This window comes from Snodgrassella sp. W8124, from assembly GCF_016100875.1.
Classification (GTDB): domain Bacteria; phylum Pseudomonadota; class Gammaproteobacteria; order Burkholderiales; family Neisseriaceae; genus Snodgrassella; species Snodgrassella alvi.
In genome coordinates, this window is record NZ_JACFRP010000001.1 from 279,614 (window position 1) to 299,482 (window position 19,869).

At 45.4% G+C, this 19,869-nt stretch carries 16 protein-coding genes; all 16 read left to right on the forward strand.

Annotated features, from left to right (window positions below; translation table 11 throughout):
• Window positions 1-62: 62 nt before the first annotated feature.
• On the forward strand, window positions 63-518 hold the full coding sequence (mraZ, locus tag H3U73_RS01240; RefSeq protein WP_025331245.1) for a division/cell wall cluster transcriptional repressor MraZ: 456 nt from the start codon (window positions 63-65) through the stop codon (window positions 516-518).
• Window positions 515-1,459 (forward strand): 16S rRNA (cytosine(1402)-N(4))-methyltransferase RsmH, encoded by a 945-nt coding sequence (rsmH, locus tag H3U73_RS01245; RefSeq protein ID WP_198189860.1) that lies wholly within the window; start codon window positions 515-517, stop codon window positions 1,457-1,459. Before mraZ ends, rsmH begins: the two co-directional genes overlap by 4 nt.
• Before the next feature lie 24 nt (window positions 1,460-1,483).
• A complete protein-coding gene (ftsL, locus tag H3U73_RS01250; protein WP_041878843.1) occupies window positions 1,484-1,756 on the forward strand; it encodes a cell division protein FtsL in 273 nt (90 codons plus the stop codon).
• 69 nt (window positions 1,757-1,825) lie between these two features.
• Complete coding sequence (locus H3U73_RS01255; protein WP_198189862.1) at window positions 1,826-3,568, forward strand: penicillin-binding protein 2; 1,743 nt, start codon at window positions 1,826-1,828, stop codon at window positions 3,566-3,568.
• A gap of 74 nt (window positions 3,569-3,642) precedes the next feature.
• Complete coding sequence (locus tag H3U73_RS01260; protein ID WP_198189864.1) at window positions 3,643-5,121, forward strand: UDP-N-acetylmuramoyl-L-alanyl-D-glutamate--2,6-diaminopimelate ligase; 1,479 nt, start codon at window positions 3,643-3,645, stop codon at window positions 5,119-5,121.
• Between the two features lie 22 nt (window positions 5,122-5,143).
• On the forward strand, window positions 5,144-6,502 hold the full coding sequence (murF, locus tag H3U73_RS01265) for a UDP-N-acetylmuramoyl-tripeptide--D-alanyl-D-alanine ligase (protein WP_198189866.1): 1,359 nt from the start codon (window positions 5,144-5,146) through the stop codon (window positions 6,500-6,502).
• 150 nt (window positions 6,503-6,652) lie between these two features.
• Entirely contained in the window at window positions 6,653-7,738 is a 1,086-nt protein-coding gene (mraY, locus tag H3U73_RS01270) for a phospho-N-acetylmuramoyl-pentapeptide-transferase (protein ID WP_025331240.1), read from the forward strand.
• 64 nt (window positions 7,739-7,802) lie between these two features.
• Window positions 7,803-9,149: a UDP-N-acetylmuramoyl-L-alanine--D-glutamate ligase gene (murD, locus tag H3U73_RS01275; protein WP_198190324.1), complete on the forward strand. Its 1,347-nt coding sequence runs from the start codon at window positions 7,803-7,805 to the stop codon at window positions 9,147-9,149.
• Complete coding sequence (ftsW, locus tag H3U73_RS01280; protein WP_025331238.1) at window positions 9,146-10,300, forward strand: putative lipid II flippase FtsW; 1,155 nt, start codon at window positions 9,146-9,148, stop codon at window positions 10,298-10,300. Before murD ends, ftsW begins: the two co-directional genes overlap by 4 nt.
• A 37-nt stretch (window positions 10,301-10,337) precedes the next feature.
• Window positions 10,338-11,405 carry an undecaprenyldiphospho-muramoylpentapeptide beta-N-acetylglucosaminyltransferase gene (murG, locus tag H3U73_RS01285; RefSeq protein WP_198189868.1) on the forward strand — a complete coding sequence of 356 codons (1,068 nt, stop codon included), beginning with the start codon at window positions 10,338-10,340 and terminating at the stop codon, window positions 11,403-11,405.
• A 77-nt stretch (window positions 11,406-11,482) separates the two neighbouring features.
• Window positions 11,483-12,895 carry a UDP-N-acetylmuramate--L-alanine ligase gene (murC, locus tag H3U73_RS01290; RefSeq protein WP_232336187.1) on the forward strand — a complete coding sequence of 471 codons (1,413 nt, stop codon included), beginning with the start codon at window positions 11,483-11,485 and terminating at the stop codon, window positions 12,893-12,895.
• A 65-nt stretch (window positions 12,896-12,960) separates the two neighbouring features.
• Entirely contained in the window at window positions 12,961-13,872 is a 912-nt protein-coding gene (locus H3U73_RS01295) for a D-alanine--D-alanine ligase (protein WP_198189870.1), read from the forward strand.
• Window positions 13,856-14,632, forward strand: coding sequence for a cell division protein FtsQ/DivIB (locus H3U73_RS01300; RefSeq protein ID WP_198189872.1), 777 nt, complete (start codon window positions 13,856-13,858; stop codon window positions 14,630-14,632). Before H3U73_RS01295 ends, H3U73_RS01300 begins: the two co-directional genes overlap by 17 nt.
• A 42-nt stretch (window positions 14,633-14,674) precedes the next feature.
• On the forward strand, window positions 14,675-15,910 hold the full coding sequence (gene ftsA, locus H3U73_RS01305; RefSeq protein WP_025331233.1) for a cell division protein FtsA: 1,236 nt from the start codon (window positions 14,675-14,677) through the stop codon (window positions 15,908-15,910).
• Window positions 15,911-16,024: 114 nt separating this feature from the next.
• Window positions 16,025-17,203: a cell division protein FtsZ gene (gene ftsZ, locus H3U73_RS01310; protein ID WP_025331232.1), complete on the forward strand. Its 1,179-nt coding sequence runs from the start codon at window positions 16,025-16,027 to the stop codon at window positions 17,201-17,203.
• A gap of 344 nt (window positions 17,204-17,547) precedes the next feature.
• A complete protein-coding gene (gene parC, locus H3U73_RS01315; protein WP_198189874.1) occupies window positions 17,548-19,866 on the forward strand; it encodes a DNA topoisomerase IV subunit A in 2,319 nt (772 codons plus the stop codon).
• Window positions 19,867-19,869: the final 3 nt, after the last annotated feature.

Here is a 19,869-nt window from a genome sequence, read left to right on the forward strand (position 1 = left end):
TAAGTGTGTAAAGGTGTGGCGAAGTGGGGGATAATCCCGTTATATTGAATAGGAGCTGAACAGTGTTTGGCGGCGCGTATGAATTAAGTATAGACAGTAAAGGACGACTGGCGATTCCGGCCAAGTTTCGTGATTTGCTGGCGCGTCATTTCACTCCGGTACTGGTTGCCACACTGGAAAAGCGTACACATTTGTTACTGTATCCCGAGTCATCATGGCGCAGTGTGGAAGCTCAGCTGTTACAGCTTCCTGTGGCAGGCAACAGAGTATTGCAGGCTTATCAGAATTTACTGTTGCATAATGCGGATACTTTGGATTTAGACAGTGCCGGCAGAGTATTGCTACCGGCACATTTGCGCCGTCTGGTGAATTTTGAACGTGAAGTTTATGTTGTGGGTCGTGCCAACCGCATTGAAGTGTGGGGCAGGGCGCTATGGGAAGAACAGAATAATGCTGCACTGGATATGGATGAAGATATGCTGGCGGCAGAGTTGGGTAAGACTCAACTGCAATTATGAGTGAACAGATAAATAATGGCGGTCATGTTACCGTTTTACTGAATGAAGCAGTTGCCGGTTTACAGGTACAGCCGGCCGGCGTGTATGTTGACGGAACTTTTGGCCGTGGCGGTCATTCGCGTTTGATTCTGTCTCAGCTCGGGAAAGACGGGCGGCTGGTTGTTTTTGATAAGGATCCGCAGGCGATTGCTGTAGCACAGGAACTGGCAAGGCAGGATGCACGGGTACTGGTTGTACACGAAGGTTTTTCTGCATTAAAGCGGTCGTTACAACAGCTGGGTATCAGCCAGATAAATGGCGCCTTATTTGATCTGGGTATTTCCTCTCCTCAGATTGATGATGCAGGTCGCGGTTTCAGCTTCCGCTTTGATGCACCGCTGGATATGCGTATGGATACTACGCGCGGACAGTCAGCAGCCCAATGGCTGGCTGTGGCAGAAGAGCAGGATATACACGAGGTAATTAAAAATTATGGTGAAGAGCGGTTTAGTCGCCAGATTGCACGGACAATTGTGGCGCAGCGGGAACAAAGCCCGATTACCACAACCGGCCAGCTGGCGCGCCTCGTCGCACAGGTCGTCCGTACTCGTGAACGCGGACAGGATCCGGCCACACGTACCTTCCAGGCCATTCGCATCTTTATTAACCGTGAACTGGAAGAAATAACTGTGGTACTGCCGCAAGTGATGGAATGTCTGGTTGCCGGCGGACGGATGGCGGTGATTTCATTTCATTCACTGGAAGACCGGATTGTAAAAAGATTTATGCAGCAGCACAGCAAGCCGGCTCCTTTACCACGCTGGGCAGTAGTTAAAGAAGCAGAACGTGAGCAGCCGCCGTTGCGCCTGATAGGCAAGGCGCAAAAACCAGCTCCGGCAGAAATTGAAGTTAATCCGCGAGCCCGTTCAGCGGTATTACGGGTAGCAGAACGTAGCTATTAAATAAAGACTAATAGTTGATTAATTATGAATAAAATCAACATTATTTTGCTTATATTAGTACTGGCTTCAGCTTTTGCTGTTGTAACAGTACAGGATCGTTCGCGTCAGTTTTTTATTGCGCTGGATAAAGCGCAAAAAGGGGAAAGTCTTTTGAACGAAGACTTTAGTCGCTTAAAGTTAGCGCAGGCAAAGCTATCTAATCATCAGTTGATTCAGGATGCTTCAGCCCGGCAGAATCTGCATTCGCCGTCATTGGCTGAAACGCAGATGCTGGCTGCGCCGCGCCCGGTTAAGTAATGAAGTGAAGGGTCAGGGATTAATGGAGTACTGCTTCAGGCAGTATTTCCGGCAGTGGAACAAACTACTATGTTAATTAAAAACGATTATAAGCCACGCATGCTGCCCCGTGAGGTAAAACAGGCTAAGCCTGTAACCACTAACGGGCGGATTGTATTGGTATTAGGTGCTCTGGCTATAGCTTTTGCTATGCTAATCGGACGTGGTATCTACTTGCAGACTGAGAAACATGAATTTCTGAAAGAGCAGGGTGATCAGCGTTTTGTCCGTACTCTGCCGCTTACTGCTACCCGTGGCACAATTACTGACCGCAACGGAGCCGCACTGGCCATCAGTGCACCCGCAGATTCTTTATATGCAGTGCCCTCTGCCATGGAGCAGATGCCGACAGATACTCAGATTCAACAATTATCTGTATTAATTGATGTACCGGCGGCAACCATTAAAAGCCGCCTTAGCCGTAATAAAGACTTTATTTATCTGAAAAGACAATTGTCGCCGGAGATTGCAGAAAAAGTTGCTGCGCTGAATATTAAAGGTCTTGCCTTTCAGCATGAAAGTAAACGCCATTATCCGATGGGACCGATTTTTTCCCATATTATCGGTTTTACTAATATTGATGGTAAGGGGCAGGAAGGACTGGAATTATCGCGTGAAGACAGTCTGCATGGTATTGATGGTGCTAAAGTTGTTTTGCGCGACAATAAAGGTAATATTGTTGATAGTCTGGATTCTCCGCGTAACCGTCTTCCTCAGAATGGTACGGATATGGTGCTGTCTCTGGATCAGCGGATTCAGTCAATTGCATATGAATCGTTAAATAAAGCAATGCAGTATCACACTGCGTCAGCCGGTTCAGTTGTGGTTCTGGATGGTAAAACCGGTGAAATTCTTGCTCTGGTAAATTCACCGGGATATGACCCTAATAATCCGGGTGCTACCGATAGTGATGCACGCCGTAACCGTGCGGTAACTGATATGATTGAACCGGGTAGTGCGATGAAGCCGTTTACCATTGCTAAAGGGCTGGATAGCGGAAAAATCAAACCAGGCAGCGGTTTTAATACTTTACCGTATAAAATCGGACCAGCAACAGTACGGGACACGCATAATTATCCTTATCTGGATGTGGGCGGCATTATTCAGAAATCATCTAATGTCGGTACAAGTAAAATTTCTGCAATGTTTACGCCCGAAGAAATGTACAACATGTATACTTCTGTCGGTTTCGGACACCGGATGCATTCCGGTTTTCCGGGTGAAACACCGGGAGTAGTACGTGACTGGCATAACTGGCGGCCGATTGAGCAGGCTACTATGTCTTTTGGTTATGGTATACAGATGAGTCTGCTCCAGCTGGCACGGGCATATACTATCTTTACCAATGACGGTGCGTTACTGCCAGTGAGTTTTCTTAAGCTGAACAGTGCCCCGCAGGGTGAGCAGATTATCCAGCCAAAGACTGCAAAGGCGGTACGCCATATGATGATTGCTGTAACGCAGCCCGGTGGTACCGGTTTGCAGGGGGCAATTGACGGGTATGATGTAGCCGCTAAAACAGGTACTGCGCGAATGCTGGTAGACGGACACTATTCTGATTCCAAGCATATGGCTACATTTATCGGCTTTGCACCGGCAGACAATCCGCGAGTTATTGTGGCAGTCAATATTCAGAATCCTACTACTAACGGTTATTACGGGGGGCCGGTTGCCGGTCCGGTATTCCATGATGTAATGGTTGGTACTCTGAATGTACTTGGTGTTTCTCCGAGCAGACCGGTAAAATCCGCGCCACATTCTGAAACGCATTAATCTGAAGACAATCTGTGTTTGCACAGATTGTCTGTCTGTTTGTACCCGATAAAAATGTTTGAATCGACAGTATTATGTTTTCCCTGAAAAAAATTTTGCCTGAATATCATTTAAGTGCTGAAACAAGCCGGCTGATTGCCGGCCGTACACTGCGGGTGGATAGCAGAAAGGTACAGCCCGGAGATGTATTTGTAGCCTGTCAGGGTGAGTATAGTGATGGCCGTGATTTTATACAGGCTGCTATTGATAATGGTGCAGAATTTGTTTTCTGGGATGATGATGGTCAGTTTGTATGGCAGACCGGCTGGAAAGTAGCGAATGAGGCTGTAAAAGATTTACGTCAGCGTGCCGGACTGGTGGCTGCTGCCTGCTATGACTATCCGGGCAGAAAGTTGAGTGTCTGGGGAGTGACCGGAACTAATGGTAAAACGTCAGTGTCACAATGGCTGGCGCAGGCTTCCGATATTCTTGGCAAAAAATGTGCCATTATGGGTACGGTAGGGAATGGATACTGGCAACAGCTGCATGATACTACCAATACTACTATGGATGCGGTATCCAATCAGACATGGTTACGTGATTTTGCTGAAAATAATGCTGCAGCCGTAGCCATGGAAGTGTCCAGCCATGGTCTGGATCAGAGCCGTGTCGTTGGTGTCCCTTTTACCAGTGCTGTTTTTACCAATCTGACTCGGGATCATCTGGATTATCATCATAGCATGCAAAGTTACGGTGATTGCAAGGCTTCATTGTTTTACTGGCAGGGGCTGAAACACGCCATTATTAATATTGATGATGAGTTCGGCTATCGGTTATGGCAGGATTTATGCCGTGATTGTCCGCAGTTAACTGTACTGGCTTATGGTTTTCATGCTGATGCAGATATTCATATTAGTCAATTTCACGCTTCAGCAAGTGGTATGCAGGTGCATTTGCGTACGCCGTGGGGAAACGAAGTAGTACATACACGTTTACTGGGTCGGTTTAATGCTCAGAATCTGGCAGCCTGTATAGGTGTATTGTGTGCTAATGGTTTTACTTTTAATGAGGTAATTGCTGTCTGGCCGCAGATTAATCCTGCTACCGGACGTATGGATTGTCTGATGGGAAGTAATCAGCCGCTAGTGGTGGTTGATTATGCTCATACACCGGATGCACTGGAAAAAGCATTATCGACTTTGCAGGAAATTAAACCTGACGGAGCGCATTTGTGGTGTGTTTTTGGCTGTGGCGGAGACCGTGATGCAGGTAAAAGACCATTAATGGGAGCCGCAGCCGCTGCAGGAGCGGATTATGTTGTCGTAACCAGCGATAATCCGCGTACAGAAAATCCGCAGGCAATTATTAACGATATTTTGCCCGCTGTTGCTGAACCGGTGCTAGTAGAAGCAGACCGCAAAGCTGCGATTAATTATGCTGTAAATCATGCAGCAGTTGACGATATTGTTCTTATTGCAGGAAAAGGTCATGAAACCTATCAGGATATCGGTGGTCAGAAGCAGCATTTTTCAGACTTTGAAATAGCACGGTCAGCTTTGCAACAGCGAGTCTAAAGTTTTGTAATTGCTTAATAATATGTCAAATTTAGATCTTAATTTTATTTATCAGACTTTTGGACAAGTGTTACCTGATAATAATCAGCCGGTCACACGGGTAGTTATTGATAGTCGTCAGATTCAGCCGGGTGATGTATTTGTAGCCATTAAGGGTGAACGCTTTGATGGTCATGATTTTGTTGATGAAGTGCTCGCTCAGGGAGCTCAGTTGTGTATTGTCAGTCGCTCAGACTGGCAAAATAAGGCGAAATGTCTGGTAGTTGCAGACACAGAAAAAGCGTTGGGAGAGCTGGCACAGGCATGGCGAATGCAGGTTAATCCGGCATTGCAAGTGTTTGGTATTACCGGTTCAGCAGGTAAAACCACGGTAAAAGAAATGCTGGCTACAATTTTGCGGCATCATGCAGGTACTAGTGCGGTTCTGGCTACTGCCGGTAACTTTAATAATCATATTGGTTTACCGCTGACATTATTACAGTTAAAGCCGCAGCATTGCTATGCTGTGATTGAAATGGGTATGAATCATACCGGTGAACTGAGTTATTTAACCGGCCTGACCAAACCGGACTATGCTCTGGTTAATAACGCACTGCGTGCTCATATCGGCTGCGGCTTTTCAGATGTTGCTGATATTGCCCGCGCTAAAAGTGAAATTTATCAGGGGCTGAATGCAAATGGAACTGGTTTTGTTCCTACTGATGATGGTCAGTCAGATATTTATATTTCAGCTTTGCAAGGTAAGCAATGTGTCCGCTTTGGTTCAGAACAGGGTGATGTATATGCCAGCAATATTGTACTGCAGCCATTAAGTATCTGTTTTGATTTGTGCAGCCCGCAAGGGGTGGTTAATTTACAAATACCGGTTCCGGGATTGCATATGGTACATAATGCTGTGGCCGCCTGTGCACTTGCTCTGGGTGCCGGTTTGCCCTTAGCGGCATTACAGGGACTGAATTCATTTGAGAATGCTAAAGGCAGATTGCAACAAAAGCGCAGTGTGCATGGCGCTCTGGTAATTGATGACACTTATAATGCTAACCCAGATGCATTTAAGGCAGCTATCGATGTTCTGGCAGCTTTTCCTGCGCCACGAATTATTGTGATGGGTGCTATTGGTGAGCTGGGCAATAATGCTTCTGCTCTGCATGCAGAGGTAGGTGCTTATATACGGGCACGTGGTATTGATGCGGCATTTTTTATTGGTGACGAAGCGCGGTTTGCAGCAGAAGCTTATGGTGTACCAGATGCATTTTATACGGATCGAAACAAACTAATTGATGATTTACGTGCATGGGATCAGCAGACAGCTACCATTCTGGTAAAAGGTTCAAGGTTTATGCATATGGAAGATGTAGTACAAGCAATAACACAGAAATAAATTATTGCTAACTCTCGTCAAGTAGTGCTGAACGACTTAAAATAGCCGTTTTTATCCGGCTCAGGCTATCTGGATGATTATGCATCATTCATATGGTAATAAATTATTTAATAACGGTTATGGCTTTGGCTGTGACAAGGGAAAACAACCATGCTGTTGTGGTTAGCAGAAATTTTTCACTATTGGATAAATGGTTTCCATTTATTTCAATATACTACTTTTCGTGCCGTAATGGCGGCACTGACTTCCATGGGGCTGAGTCTGGCATTCGGTCCGTGGATGATTCGCAAATTAACTCAGCTCAAAGTAGGGCAGGCTGTTCGCGATGACGGACCAAAAACCCATCTGGTGAAAACCGGTACACCAACTATGGGCGGTACACTTATTTTACTGGCTATCACTGTTACAACATTATTATGGGCTAATCTGGCCAACATTTATATCTGGATACTTTTGCTGGTTATGTTGAGTACCGGAGCTCTGGGTTTTTATGATGACTGGAAAAAGGTAGTTTACAAAGATCCGCACGGGGTTTCAGCCAGATTTAAAATGATCTGGCAGTCTGTAGTGGCTCTGGTAGCCGGTCTGGTGTTGTTTTATGTGGCACACTTAAGCTCTACAAATACTTTTATTGTACCTTTTTTCAAGGAAATTACTTACCCGCTGGGTGGCATTGGTTTTGTTATTCTCACGTATTTTGTCATTGTTGGTACTTCTAATGCAGTAAATCTGACTGACGGACTGGACGGACTGGCTGCTTTTCCTATTGTGCTGGTTGCTGCTGGTCTGTCAATTTTTGCTTATGTCAGCGGTCATGCTGAATTTGCTCATTATCTGCAGCTGCCGCATGTCCCCGGTGCGAATGAAGTTATGATTTTCTGCGCCGCTATTTGTGGTTCTTGCCTGGGATTCCTGTGGTTTAATGCTTATCCGGCACAGGTATTTATGGGAGATGTTGGTGCACTGGCTTTAGGTGCAGCTTTGGGTACGATAGCTGTGATTGTGCGTCAGGAAATTGTACTGGTAATTATGGGCGGCTTATTTGTTGTTGAGGCAATGTCTGTCATGCTTCAGGTAGGTTCATATAAATTACGGCGTAAACGTATTTTTCTGATGGCACCGATTCATCATCATTTTGAACAAAAAGGCTGGAAAGAAACTCAGGTTGTAGTACGTTTCTGGATTATTACCATGATTCTGGTACTGGTTGGTTTAGCTTCCCTGAAAATCCGTTAGTAGTCAGATAAGCAGGATCAGACGATATACATTTGGGTTAAATTTAATGTAGGACTTAACCATGATTGACTGGCGTAATCAAAAGGTTTTAGTTGCAGGGCTGGGGCATACCGGAATTTCAATGCTGGAGTTTTTAGCTCAGGCAGGTGCTGATGTAGCTATTTATGATGCCCAGCCTAATACAGAACAATTGCAGTCTTTAACTGAGCGTCATCAGGTTGCCGTATATACCGGAGAGCTGGCAACAGTGTTTGAACAGCACCAGTTTGATATTCTGGCTTTAAGCCCGGGAATCAGTCAACGTCAGCCTGCTATTGTTGATTTTAAACGTGCCGGCGGTGTCGTACTGGGTGATGTGGCTATTCTGGCTGATTTACTTGAAAGCAGTAACAGTAAAATTATTGCAATTACCGGTTCAAACGGTAAAACCACTACTACCAGTCTGGTGGGTTTTTTATGTGCGCGATGCGGACTTGATACAGTGGTGGCAGGTAATATTGGTACCCCAGTACTGGAAGCCTATCTGGAGCGCGCAGGTAAAGCAGCAGATGTCTGGGTTCTGGAATTATCGAGTTTTCAGCTGGAGACTACCCCCTGCCTGAATGCGACTGCTGCCACAGTACTGAATGTATCAGAAGACCATCTGGATCGCTATGATGATTTTCTGGATTATGCGCATAGCAAAGACCGGATTTTTCGTGGCCAGGCCATACAAGTGTTAAATGCCGATGATGTTTTTTGTCGTGCTATGGTACGGAATAACCGGCCGGTGAAATGGTTTTCTTTACAGCATAATACTGATTTCTGGTTGAATAAAGATATGCTGTGTGCCGGTAATGAACCATTGCTGGCTTGTGATGCTCTGTCTTTACAGGGTACACATAATGCGGCCAATGTTTTGGCTGCATTTGCTTTATGTGAAGCCATTGGCTTGCCGCGTGCACAATTGCTTCAATATGTGCCCACTTTCAAAGGTTTACCGCATCGTGTGGAAAAAGTAGCCGAAGTGAAAGGTGTGACATTTATTGATGATTCCAAAGGTACTAATGTTGGTGCTACCTGTGCTGCATTGCTCGGGTTGGATAAACCTATTGTGCTGATTGCGGGCGGACAGGGTAAAGGTCAGGATTTTACTCCGTTGCAGGCTGCATTACAGGATAAGGCACGTGCAGTTTTACTGATTGGTGTGGATGGTCATCAGCTTGGTGCAGTTCTCGGACAAGCCTCCTATCCGGTAGAGTACTATGACGATTTGCCGCACGCTACTGAACGTGCTTTTGAACTGGCTCATCCGGGAGATATTGTGCTGCTTAGTCCGGCTTGTGCCAGCTATGATATGTTTAAGGGTTATGCACATCGCAGTGAGGTATTTATTGCCAGCGTCCGTCAATTGCAGGGTAGCGCAGCATGATTACTGAATCACGTCTGCTGGATCGCAAGCTATTGCGACGCGGATATACTTTTGATCAGTCACTGTTATGGATGGTGGTATTGATGGCCAGCTTCAGTCTGATCATGGTTTACTCGGCCTCAGTTGCGTATGCAAAGCATGATGGCGGCAGTACTTATTTTTATCTGATTCGTCAGGCTATTTTTCTATTGTGCGGCGGCGTACTTGGTTGTGTGGCTGCACGTATTCCTTTGCGAACATGGAAAAAGCTGACACCACTGGTGTTGCTGCTCAGTATCGTGCTGTTGATTCTGGTGCTGGTAATGGGTAGAGAAATTAACGGTGCCAAACGTTGGATTAATGTAGGGATGGTTAATATCCAGCCTACCGAAGTTTTTAAACTGGCGATAATTTTGTATTTATCCAGTTTTTTTACCAGACGTGCTGAAATCTTGAAAGAATTCAAAAAAGTCTGGTTTGCAGGTATTCCGGTAGGACTTGGTCTCGGGCTGATTATGCTGGAACCGGACTTTGGTTCATTTGTAGTGGTTTCTGTTATTGCGGTAGGCTTGCTTTTTCTGGCTGGTTTACCGTTTCGCTGGTTTATGGCTGTAGTAGGTTTTGGTTTGCTGGCCATGGTTATGCTGGTGCTGTTTGAGCCTTACCGTATGGCACGTGTAGCCGGTTTTCTTGATCCGTGGGCAGATCCCCTGGGTAAAGGTTATCAGCTTACGCATTCATTAATGGCAATCGGGCGCGGCGGCTGGTTTGGTGTCGGACTGGGAGCCAGTCTGGAAAAACGTTTTTATTTACCTGAGGCTCATACGGATTTCATTCTTGCGGTCATTGGAGAAGAATTCGGTTTTGTCGGTATTCTGGTATTAATGTTTTGTTATATCTGGCTGGTAGTCCGTGCTTTTTCCATTGGTAAACAGGCTCGAGATTTAGAGTTGTTTTATGGTTCTTTCGTCGCCAAGGGTATTGGTATCTGGCTGGGTATTCAAAGCTTTTTTAATATTGGTGTGAATATTGGCCTGTTACCGACTAAAGGGCTGACTCTGCCTTTACTGTCATATGGTGGTTCAGCTGTTATGATTATTTTAATCAGTGTGGGTTTGCTGTTGCGAGTGGATTATGAGAACCGGCGTGTGATGCGTGGATTCAAAGTATAAATAATCACAGAACTCTGATAGTTTTGACGGGAAAATAATGAGTGTAAAAACTTTCATGGTCATGGCTGGCGGAACAGGCGGTCATATTTTTCCTGCGCTTGCAGTTGCTCAGGCATTACAGGCACAGGGTCATCGTATTATCTGGCTGGGTAGTGACGGGGCGATGGAAACCCGTCTGGTTCCGCAGTACGACATACCACTGGAAACCCTGGCAATCAAAGGAATACGCGGTAACGGGCTAAAGCGTAAGCTAATGCTACCTTTTACCTTATTAAATACCATTGCGGCAGCACATCAAATTATTCGCAGGCATCAGGTAGATGCTGTCATTGGTTTTGGTGGTTTTGTTACTTTTCCGGGTGGTATAGCTGCAAAACTATGCGGTTTACCCTTGATTATCCATGAACAGAATGCGATTGCAGGTTTATCTAATAAAGTGCTGGCTCGTTTTGCCAATCAGGTAATGTATGCATTTCCACAAGTATTTGCAAATGAAAACGGACTGGTAGGTAATCCAGTACGTGCTGATATTGCTGCATTACCACCACCGCAACAGCGCTTTAACGGTAGAAATGGTGAGCTGAATATTCTGGTAGTTGGCGGAAGTCTGGGCGCTGATGTATTAAATCAGATTGTGCCGCAGGCTGTGGCTTTGTTACCGGCTGAACAGCGTCCGCGACTGCTGCATCAGTCCGGACGAAATAAACTGGCACAGTTAGAGCAGAATTATGCTCAGTGCGCAGTAGAGGCGCAATGTGTTGAATTTATCACAGATATGGTATCAGCCTATCGTAACGCCGATTTGGTGATTTGCCGGGCCGGTGCACTAACAATTGCTGAATTAACCGCTGCCGGAGTCGGGGCAATTCTGGTGCCTTATCCGCATGCGGTAGATGACCATCAGACAGCTAATGCACAGTTTATGGTTAAAGATGGTGCGGCAATATTATTACCGCAGACGAATCTGAATACGCAGACATTAATGACTACGCTGGCCGATTTATCGCGCGAACGCTGTTTAGACATAGCGATTAAAGCACGTGCGCTGGCTCAGCCTGACAGTGCGGCTAAGGTTGCGGCAGCAGCGCTGGCGAGTATCCGTTAAATTTTGATTGAGCCGGATGAATTGTTCAGACTCGAGCTATCAATCACAATTCAGACTGGCAGGAAAAGTTATAAAGTATGAAAGAAAACATGAAAGACCGTATCCGCCATATTCATTTTGTAGGGATTGGCGGAACCGGTATGTGCGGTATTGCAGAAGTTTTACATAATGAAGGTTATCAGATAAGTGGATCTGATTTGGCTGATAATGCCGCAACCCGGCATTTACGGGCAATCGGAGTGCATATTTGTTCTGGACACAGTGCTGAAAATATTACTGGTGCAGATGTAGTAGTGACATCAACAGCCGTTAAAAAAGATAATCCGGAAGTGGTAGCGGCGCAAGAACAAAAAATTCCGGTAATTCCGCGAGCCATGATGCTGGCTGAAATCATGCGCTTTGGTCGCGGTATTGCCATTGCCGGTACACATGGTAAAACCACAACAACCAGTTTAACTGCTTCAGTACTGGCAGCAGCGGGGCTGGATCCGACTTTTGTTATTGGTGGTCGGTTAACTGCAGCCGGAACCAATGCCAAGCTGGGTAAAGGTGAATATATTGTTGCTGAAGCAGATGAATCAGATGCTTCGTTTCTGTATCTGACACCATTATTTACGGTTGTTACCAATATTGATACCGATCATATGGATACATATGATCATGATGTAGAAAAACTACATCAGGCGTTTGTGGATTTTGTGCACCGCATGCCGTTTTACGGCAAAGCCTTTCTATGTATTGACAGTGAGCATGTGCGTCAGATTTTACCGTTGATTCAGAAACCTTTTGTTACCTATGGTCTGGATGAAAATGCTGATTTATATGCAACTAATATTGTTGCCGATGGTGCACAAATGCATTTTGATGTCCATACGCGTAAAAAAGGCATAAAACCATTTAGTGTGACGGTCAATATGCCAGGGCGGCATAATGTTCTGAATGCACTGGCTGTTATCGGGATTGCCCTGGAGATTGGTGTCTCAGTACCAGCAATTCAGCTTGGGCTGGAAAGTTTTGCAGGTGTGGGTCGCCGTTTTCAGCAGTACGGTGAGATTGCATTACCGAATGGTGGCGAAGCGTTACTGATTGATGACTATGGTCATCATCCTGTTGAAATGTCTGCAACTATAGCTGCTGCACGAGGTGCCTACCCTCAGCGTCGTCTGGTCGTAGCATTCCAGCCACACCGCTATACACGTACACGGGACTTGTTTGAAGATTTTGTTCAGGTTTTGAGTAAAGCTGATGGCGTGGTTTTAACGGAAGTATATTCTGCTGGTGAAGACCCGATTGTGGCGGCTGACAGTAAGGCATTAATGCGTGCGATCAGAGTGCTGGGTAAAGTTGAGCCGATTTATGTGGCAAACGTAGACGAAATGGCGCCCACGTTATTAAATGTCTTGCAAGATGGTGATGTTTTGCTCAATATGGGTGCCGGCAGTATTAACAAAGTACCTGCCATGCTTACCGGAATGTCTGCTGCAGTATAATGACTGCAGTTTAATTATTTTACATACTGTTCTTATTAAAAGAAAAACAGGATTAATGACAAACAATGAGTGATTTTGGTAAAGTTGCCGTACTGATGGGCGGTTTCTCCAGTGAGCGTAAAGTTTCACTGGCTAGTGGTGCATCAATTCTTACTGCATTGAAAAGCCGTGGTATAGATGCACATGCATTTGATCCGTCTGAGCGGTCATTGTCTGAACTGGTCAGTGCCGGCTTTGACCGGGCTTTTAATATTCTGCATGGCTCTTATGGAGAGGACGGAGTCGTACAGGGGGCATTGGAAGCATTTGGTATTCCTTACACCGGTTGTGGTGTTGCGGCCAGTGCGCTGGGTATGGATAAATTCCGTAGTCGTCTGGTCTGGCAGGGAGTTGGTTTGCCTTGCGTACCATTTATTGTGCTGCATGATGATAGTGATTTTGCTGCAGTAGAAGAAGAACTGGGTTTACCTTTATTTGTTAAACCTGCAGCAGAAGGCAGTAGTGTGGGTGTGGTGAAAATCAGGCAGGTTGGTGAGCTGGCACAAGTTTATCAGCAACTGAAACAATACCATGGTGAAATTCTGGCTGAACGGGCAATCGAAGGTGGTGAATATACATGTGGTATTCTTGGTGAACAGGTATTGCCCAGTATTCGCATCGTACCGGCAACGGAGTTTTATGATTATGAAGCTAAATACCATCGCGATGATACCGAGTATCTGTGTCCGGCTGATCTGACACCGGCGGATGAGCAGTATATGCGTGATTTGACAGCCCGTGCTTTTAAAGCATTGGGTGGTCGGGGCTGGGGGCGAGTAGATTTTCTGCGTGATGCGGACGGTACAATCTATATTCTGGAAGTTAATACTGTACCCGGTATGACCGGACACAGTCTGGTGCCTAAAGCTGCACGTGAAATTGGCTTGAGTTTTGAAGATTTGTGTGTTGAAATTTTAAGTCATGCGACTTTGGGATAATGCACAAGCCTTAAAACGGCTTTATCGGTGGTTATATGTATGTGTATTGTTCTGCCTGCTGGCAGCAGGCGGATCGTGGCTGGTGCATTCGCCATATTTTCCGGTCCGGCAAATTCAGGTAATACATCCGTTGAAGCATTTGCAGTCGGCTGAAATTGAACAAATCAGCAGACAATATTTGCAGGGTAATATTTTTACTGTGGATGTGAGTGCGGCACAATCTGCACTGGCTAAACTACCCTGGGTATATAAAGTACAGGTAAAACGAATCTGGCCGGATACGGTACAGTTAGACATTAGGGAGCGGGACCCTGTTGCACGCTGGAATGACCAGCAGCTGGTGGATACTGACGGACAGATATTTAATGCAGTAATTCATGAGCAGCTGCCGGTATTTGTTGGAAGCAGCGGTTCTGCTCGCTACATGACCGTACATTTGTTAACATTCGAAAATTTGTTGCAATCAACAGGTCTGCATATTCAGCAGTTGCAGTTAAGTAATCGTTCTGCCTGGCAGCTGACCTTAAGCAACGGAATTACCCTGAAACTGGGGCGGGAAAAGGTAGAACAGCGTTTGGCTCATTTTGTCTGGGCATGGCCACAGGTTTTACAGAAACAGGCCAGTAATATCGATTATGTAGATTTGCGTTATCCGGATGGTTTTGCGTTACGGTACAAAAATAAGGCTAATTCAGCTGCAAGTACCAGAACAGTAAATGCATCTGAAGTGGCGGATCAGTATGAAGCAAATCTGGATTGATCCGGACAGACCGATTGATTATTTGATTTTAAAGTGATGACCATGGTTAAAGGTAAAAAATACATCAGTGCACTGGATATCGGCACTTCAAAAGTAATCGCTCTTATTGGTGAGGTTCAGGAAGATAATGAAATCCACATTGTTGGTTTAGGACAGGCCCCGTCGCGCGGTTTGAAAGCAGGTATGGTGACCAACATTGAAACCACTGCACAAGCAATCAAGCAGGCCATGGAAGAAGCGCAGATGATGGCTGATGTACAGGTAGACTGTGTAACAACCGGTATTGCAGGTAATCATATTCGCAGTTTCAATTCACAAGGTGTGGTTAAAATCAAGGACGGAGAGGTGAGTCAGGCTGATATTGATCGTGCAATTGAAACAGCAAAAGCTGTCAATATTCCGCCGGATCACGATATTTTACATACAGTAGTGCAGGAATTTATTATTGATAATCAGCCGGGTGTGCGTGAACCCATTGGCATGAGCGGGGTTCGTCTGGACACGCGCATACATATTATTACCGGTGCTGTAACAGCGATGCAGAATATCCAGAAGTGTGTCAATCGCTGTGGTTTGCAAATCAATAAAATGATATTACAGCCACTGGCCAGTGGTCAGGCAGTACTGACTGAAGATGAAAAAGATCTGGGTGTCTGTGTTATTGATATCGGCGGCGGCACGACAGATATTGCCGTATATACTAATGGAGCTATCAGGCATACAGCTGTTATTCCGGTGGCAGGGGATTTGATTACCAAAGATCTGGCACAAGCGTTGCGTACACCCCACAGTGCAGCTGAATACATCAAAATCAATCATGGAGTGGCACTGGCAACCATGGACGGTCTTGATGATATGATTGAAGTGCCCAGTGTGGGCGACCGTAATCCGCGCCAGATTTCGCGTCGGACACTGGCAAGTGTAATTGGTCCGCGCGTGGAAGAGATTCTGGAACTGACACTGAATGAATTGCGCCGTTCCGGTTTTCCTGAGGATGTGCTGACTTCAGGCATAGTTCTTACCGGCGGAGCATCATTATTACCCGGAATGGTCGAGCTGGCAGAGGATGTATTTAATCTGCCAGCCCGAATTGGTGTGCCGCAGGAAATGGGCGGTGTCTCAGAACGGATTCGCAATCCGCGTTATGCTACTGCTATTGGTCTGTTACAGTCTGCCTGTGAAGAAGAAAACAAAACAGACATGCCTGTGGCAGCAGCTTCTGAACCGAAAGATTCATGGCTTAAAAAATTACAGACTTGGTTTAAGAACAATTTTTAACTAAACTCAAACATTAAATGACAGAACTTTTGCGCATTGTATATAACTGTCTATATAATGATAGCTATACAAGGGCAGATGACGTTTATGCATAGGTTTTGTCAGGAGACATAAATGCAATTGGTATATGATGTTGTGGAGACGGTAGTCGGTGCTGCAGTTATCAAAGTCATTGGTATCGGCGGTGGTGGCTGTAATGCTATTAACAATATGGTGGAAAATGCGGTTGCCGGTATTGAGTTTATCAGTGCCAATACTGATGCACAGTCTTTACAAAACAGTAAAGCATCTAAACGCATTCAGCTGGGCAATAATCTCACCCGTGGTCTTGGCGCAGGAGCCGATCCGGAAATTGGCCGTAACGCCGCAATGGAAGATCGCGAAGCATTATCTGATGCTATTCGCGGAGCGAATATGCTGTTCATCACCACCGGCATGGGTGGTGGTACAGGTACAGGTGCGGCTCCGGTAGTTGCAGAACTGGCAAAAGAGATGGGTATTCTGACTGTTGCTGTTGTTACCCGTCCGTTTGAGTATGAAGGTAAACGTATTCACGTTGCTAATAACGGGATTGAGATTCTTAAAAATACCGTTGATTCACTCATTGTTATTCCGAATGACAAATTAATGTCGGCACTGGGTGAAGATGTGAGTATGCGCGAGGCTTTTCGTGCGGCAGATAATGTATTGCGTAATGCAGTAGCCGGAATTGCTGAAGTCATTACTAATCCGGGTATCATTAATCTGGATTTTGCCGATGTGAAAAATGTCATGAGTATTATGGGTATGGCCATGATGGGGTCAGGCAGTGCACATGGTGTTGACCGTGCCCGTATTGCTACAGAACAGGCTATTGCCAGCCCGCTTCTGGATGATGTGACTCTGGATGGCGCACAGGGTGTGCTGGTTAATATTACTACCGCACCAGGCTGCCTGAAAATGTCTGAATACAAAGAAATTATGTGCATGATTGATGAATATGCACATGATGATGCCGCACTGAAATACGGTACTTCTGAAGATGCCAGTATGGAAGAAGGCGAAATCCGCGTAACCATTATTGCTACCGGATTGCAGGAACAGAAAGTTTTACATCACCAGCAACCAAGCAGTTTGCGTGTTTTGCAAACCGTACAAGCAACTGGTACTGAAGATGCCTATCCGGATATCGGAAGTGTGGTACGTTCAGGACGCAGTGCACGCGGGATGAATCTGGCTGCTGCTGATTTCTCAAATCAGTCTGTGCTGGATGACTTCGAAATTCCGGCAGTCATTCGCCGACAAGCTGATTAATTGATTAAAGTTATTAAAGCTGTCCGGGCTGAGCTCCGGACAGCTTTTTTATTTTTAAAATCAATATATAATTTAAATACGATATATTGCCGGCATAAGAAAATTTTTAAAAAATTAGATAAAAAAGTTTATTCTTTAGAAAAAATTGCAATTTCTGCAAAGTTTGTGTTGTATTAAAACCAACAATATTTAGCTGAAATGATAATGGTTTTTATAACATGAATTTCTGTTCTGTTATTTCATCAAACCAGAAGCAGTAGTTTTGGGTATAAAAGCAAAATCCTTTACAATAGGTAGCTTAGATAATCTGTTCCACAGAAGAATTTAATTAAGTCAGAATAAGTATGAGTGAATCTATTCAACAATCAGACCGCAGTGATGATCATCTGTTACTTGGTCAGTATGCAGAACGTGCTTACCTTGCCTATGCCATGAGTGTGGTAAAAGGGCGGGCATTACCGGATGTGGCTGACGGGCAGAAGCCGGTTCAGCGACGCATTCTGTATGCTATGAAAGATATGGGGCTGGCTCATGGTGCCAAACCGGTAAAATCTGCCCGCGTGGTTGGTGAGATACTAGGTAAATATCATCCGCATGGTGATTCATCAGCTTATGATGCTATGGTTCGGATGGCACAGGATTTTACCTTGCGTTACCCTCTGATTAACGGTATTGGCAATTTTGGTTCACGTGATGGTGACAGCGCAGCAGCTATGCGCTATACCGAAGCACGCTTAGCACCAATTGCTGAATTGCTGTTATCGGAAATCGATATGGGTACTGTGGATTTTGTGCCCAATTATGATGCCAGTTCTGCTGAACCCTCTGTATTACCGGCACGCCTGCCAATGATATTGCTTAATGGCGCCTCAGGTATTGCAGTAGGTCTGGCAACTGAAATTCCTTCACATAATTTACGCGAAGTCAGTGCAGCTGTTGTGGCTCTGTTGAAAAAACCTGAGCTGGATTCAGCAGCCTTAATGCAGTATTTACCCGGTCCTGATTTTGCCGGTGGTGGTCAGATTATTACTGCACCAGAGGATATTCAGGCAATTTATGCACAGGGTAAAGGCAGTATACGTGTACGCGCACGTTATGAAATTGAAAAACTGGCACGCGGACACTGGCGGGCTATTGTCACAGAATTACCTCCCGGTACTTCTGCGCAAAAAATTCTGGCTGAGATAGAAGAACAGACTAATCCCAAACCGAAAACCGGTAAAAAAAATCTCACTCAGGAACAGCAGAATACGCGCACATTAATGCTATCACTGCTTGAGCGGGTGCGTGATGAATCAGATAGTCAGGAACCAGTGCGTCTGGTGTTTGAACCGAAATCCAATCGTCTTCAACCTGAAGAATTTATGAATACTTTGCTGGCACAAACCAGTTTGGAAGGGAATGTGCCGGTCAATCTGGTTATGATGGGGCGGGATAATAAACCGGCACAAAAGAATTTATATCAGATTCTGCGTGAATGGCTGGATTTTCGGATACTTACTGTTACGCGACGTTTGCAATACCGTCTGGAACAGGTGGAAAAACGTATTCATATTTTACATGGGCGGCAAACGGCATTTCTTCATATTGATGAAGTCATCAGGGTTATCCGTGAATCAGATGAACCCAAAAATGAATTGATGTCTGCATTCGGTTTAAGTGAGATACAGGCGGATGATATTCTTGAAATCCGTTTACGTCAGCTGGCCAGACTGGAGTGGATTAAACTGGAAACAGAACTTAATAAACTACAGCAGGAACATGATCAGTTAACCACCCTTCTGGAAGATGATAAAGCTAAAAAACGACTAATTATCAAAGAAATTGAGTCTGATACCAAAATCTATGGAGATGACCGGCGTACACTGATACAGCCGGCAGAGCGGGCTACGCTTACCCGAACGACTGCAGATGAACCAGTTACACTGGTATTGTCACAGAAGGGCTGGCTGAAAACGCGTGTCGGACACAATCTGGATTTAAGCCAGACTACTTTCAAGGAAGGTGACGGTCTGCTTCAGGCAGTAGAGGGACGTACAGTCTGGCCGGTAATTTTACTTGATTCGCGCGGGCGAGCCTATAGTGTGGATGCTGCCAGTATTCCGGGCGGACGTGGTGATGGTGTACCTGCAGGTTCTCTGGTTGACCTAGATAAAGGTGCCAGAATTGTGGCTATGCTCAGTGCCTTGCCGCAACAGCATTATGTACTGAGTAATAGTGGCGGATATGGTTTTGTGGTTGCATTCAAAGATATGGTCAGCCGTACTAAAAACGGTAAAATTGTTATGACGGTTAATAGTGATGAGACATTGCTGCCGCCGCTTCCTGTACCGTCTGCCTGTCTGTCTGTAAACGGGCAGACTCAACTTATAGCCATCTCCAGTGCCAATCGCCTGCTGGCCTTTCCATTACATGAGTTGAAAGTGATGGCTAAAGGCCGTGGTCTGCAAATTATGAGTTTACCGGCTAATGAGAAACTGCTTTATCTTACTCTGACAAATAAATCAGAATTTAAACTGGAGACTCAGGGTAAACGTGGCGGACGCTATCAGGAAACCTTACGCGTTCAGGATATTCTTAATAAACGCGGACATAAAGGTAAGGAATTAAGCGTTTCGGGTGATATCGTTGCCGTCTATGGTGATCTGGATAACGGAAACTAAGCC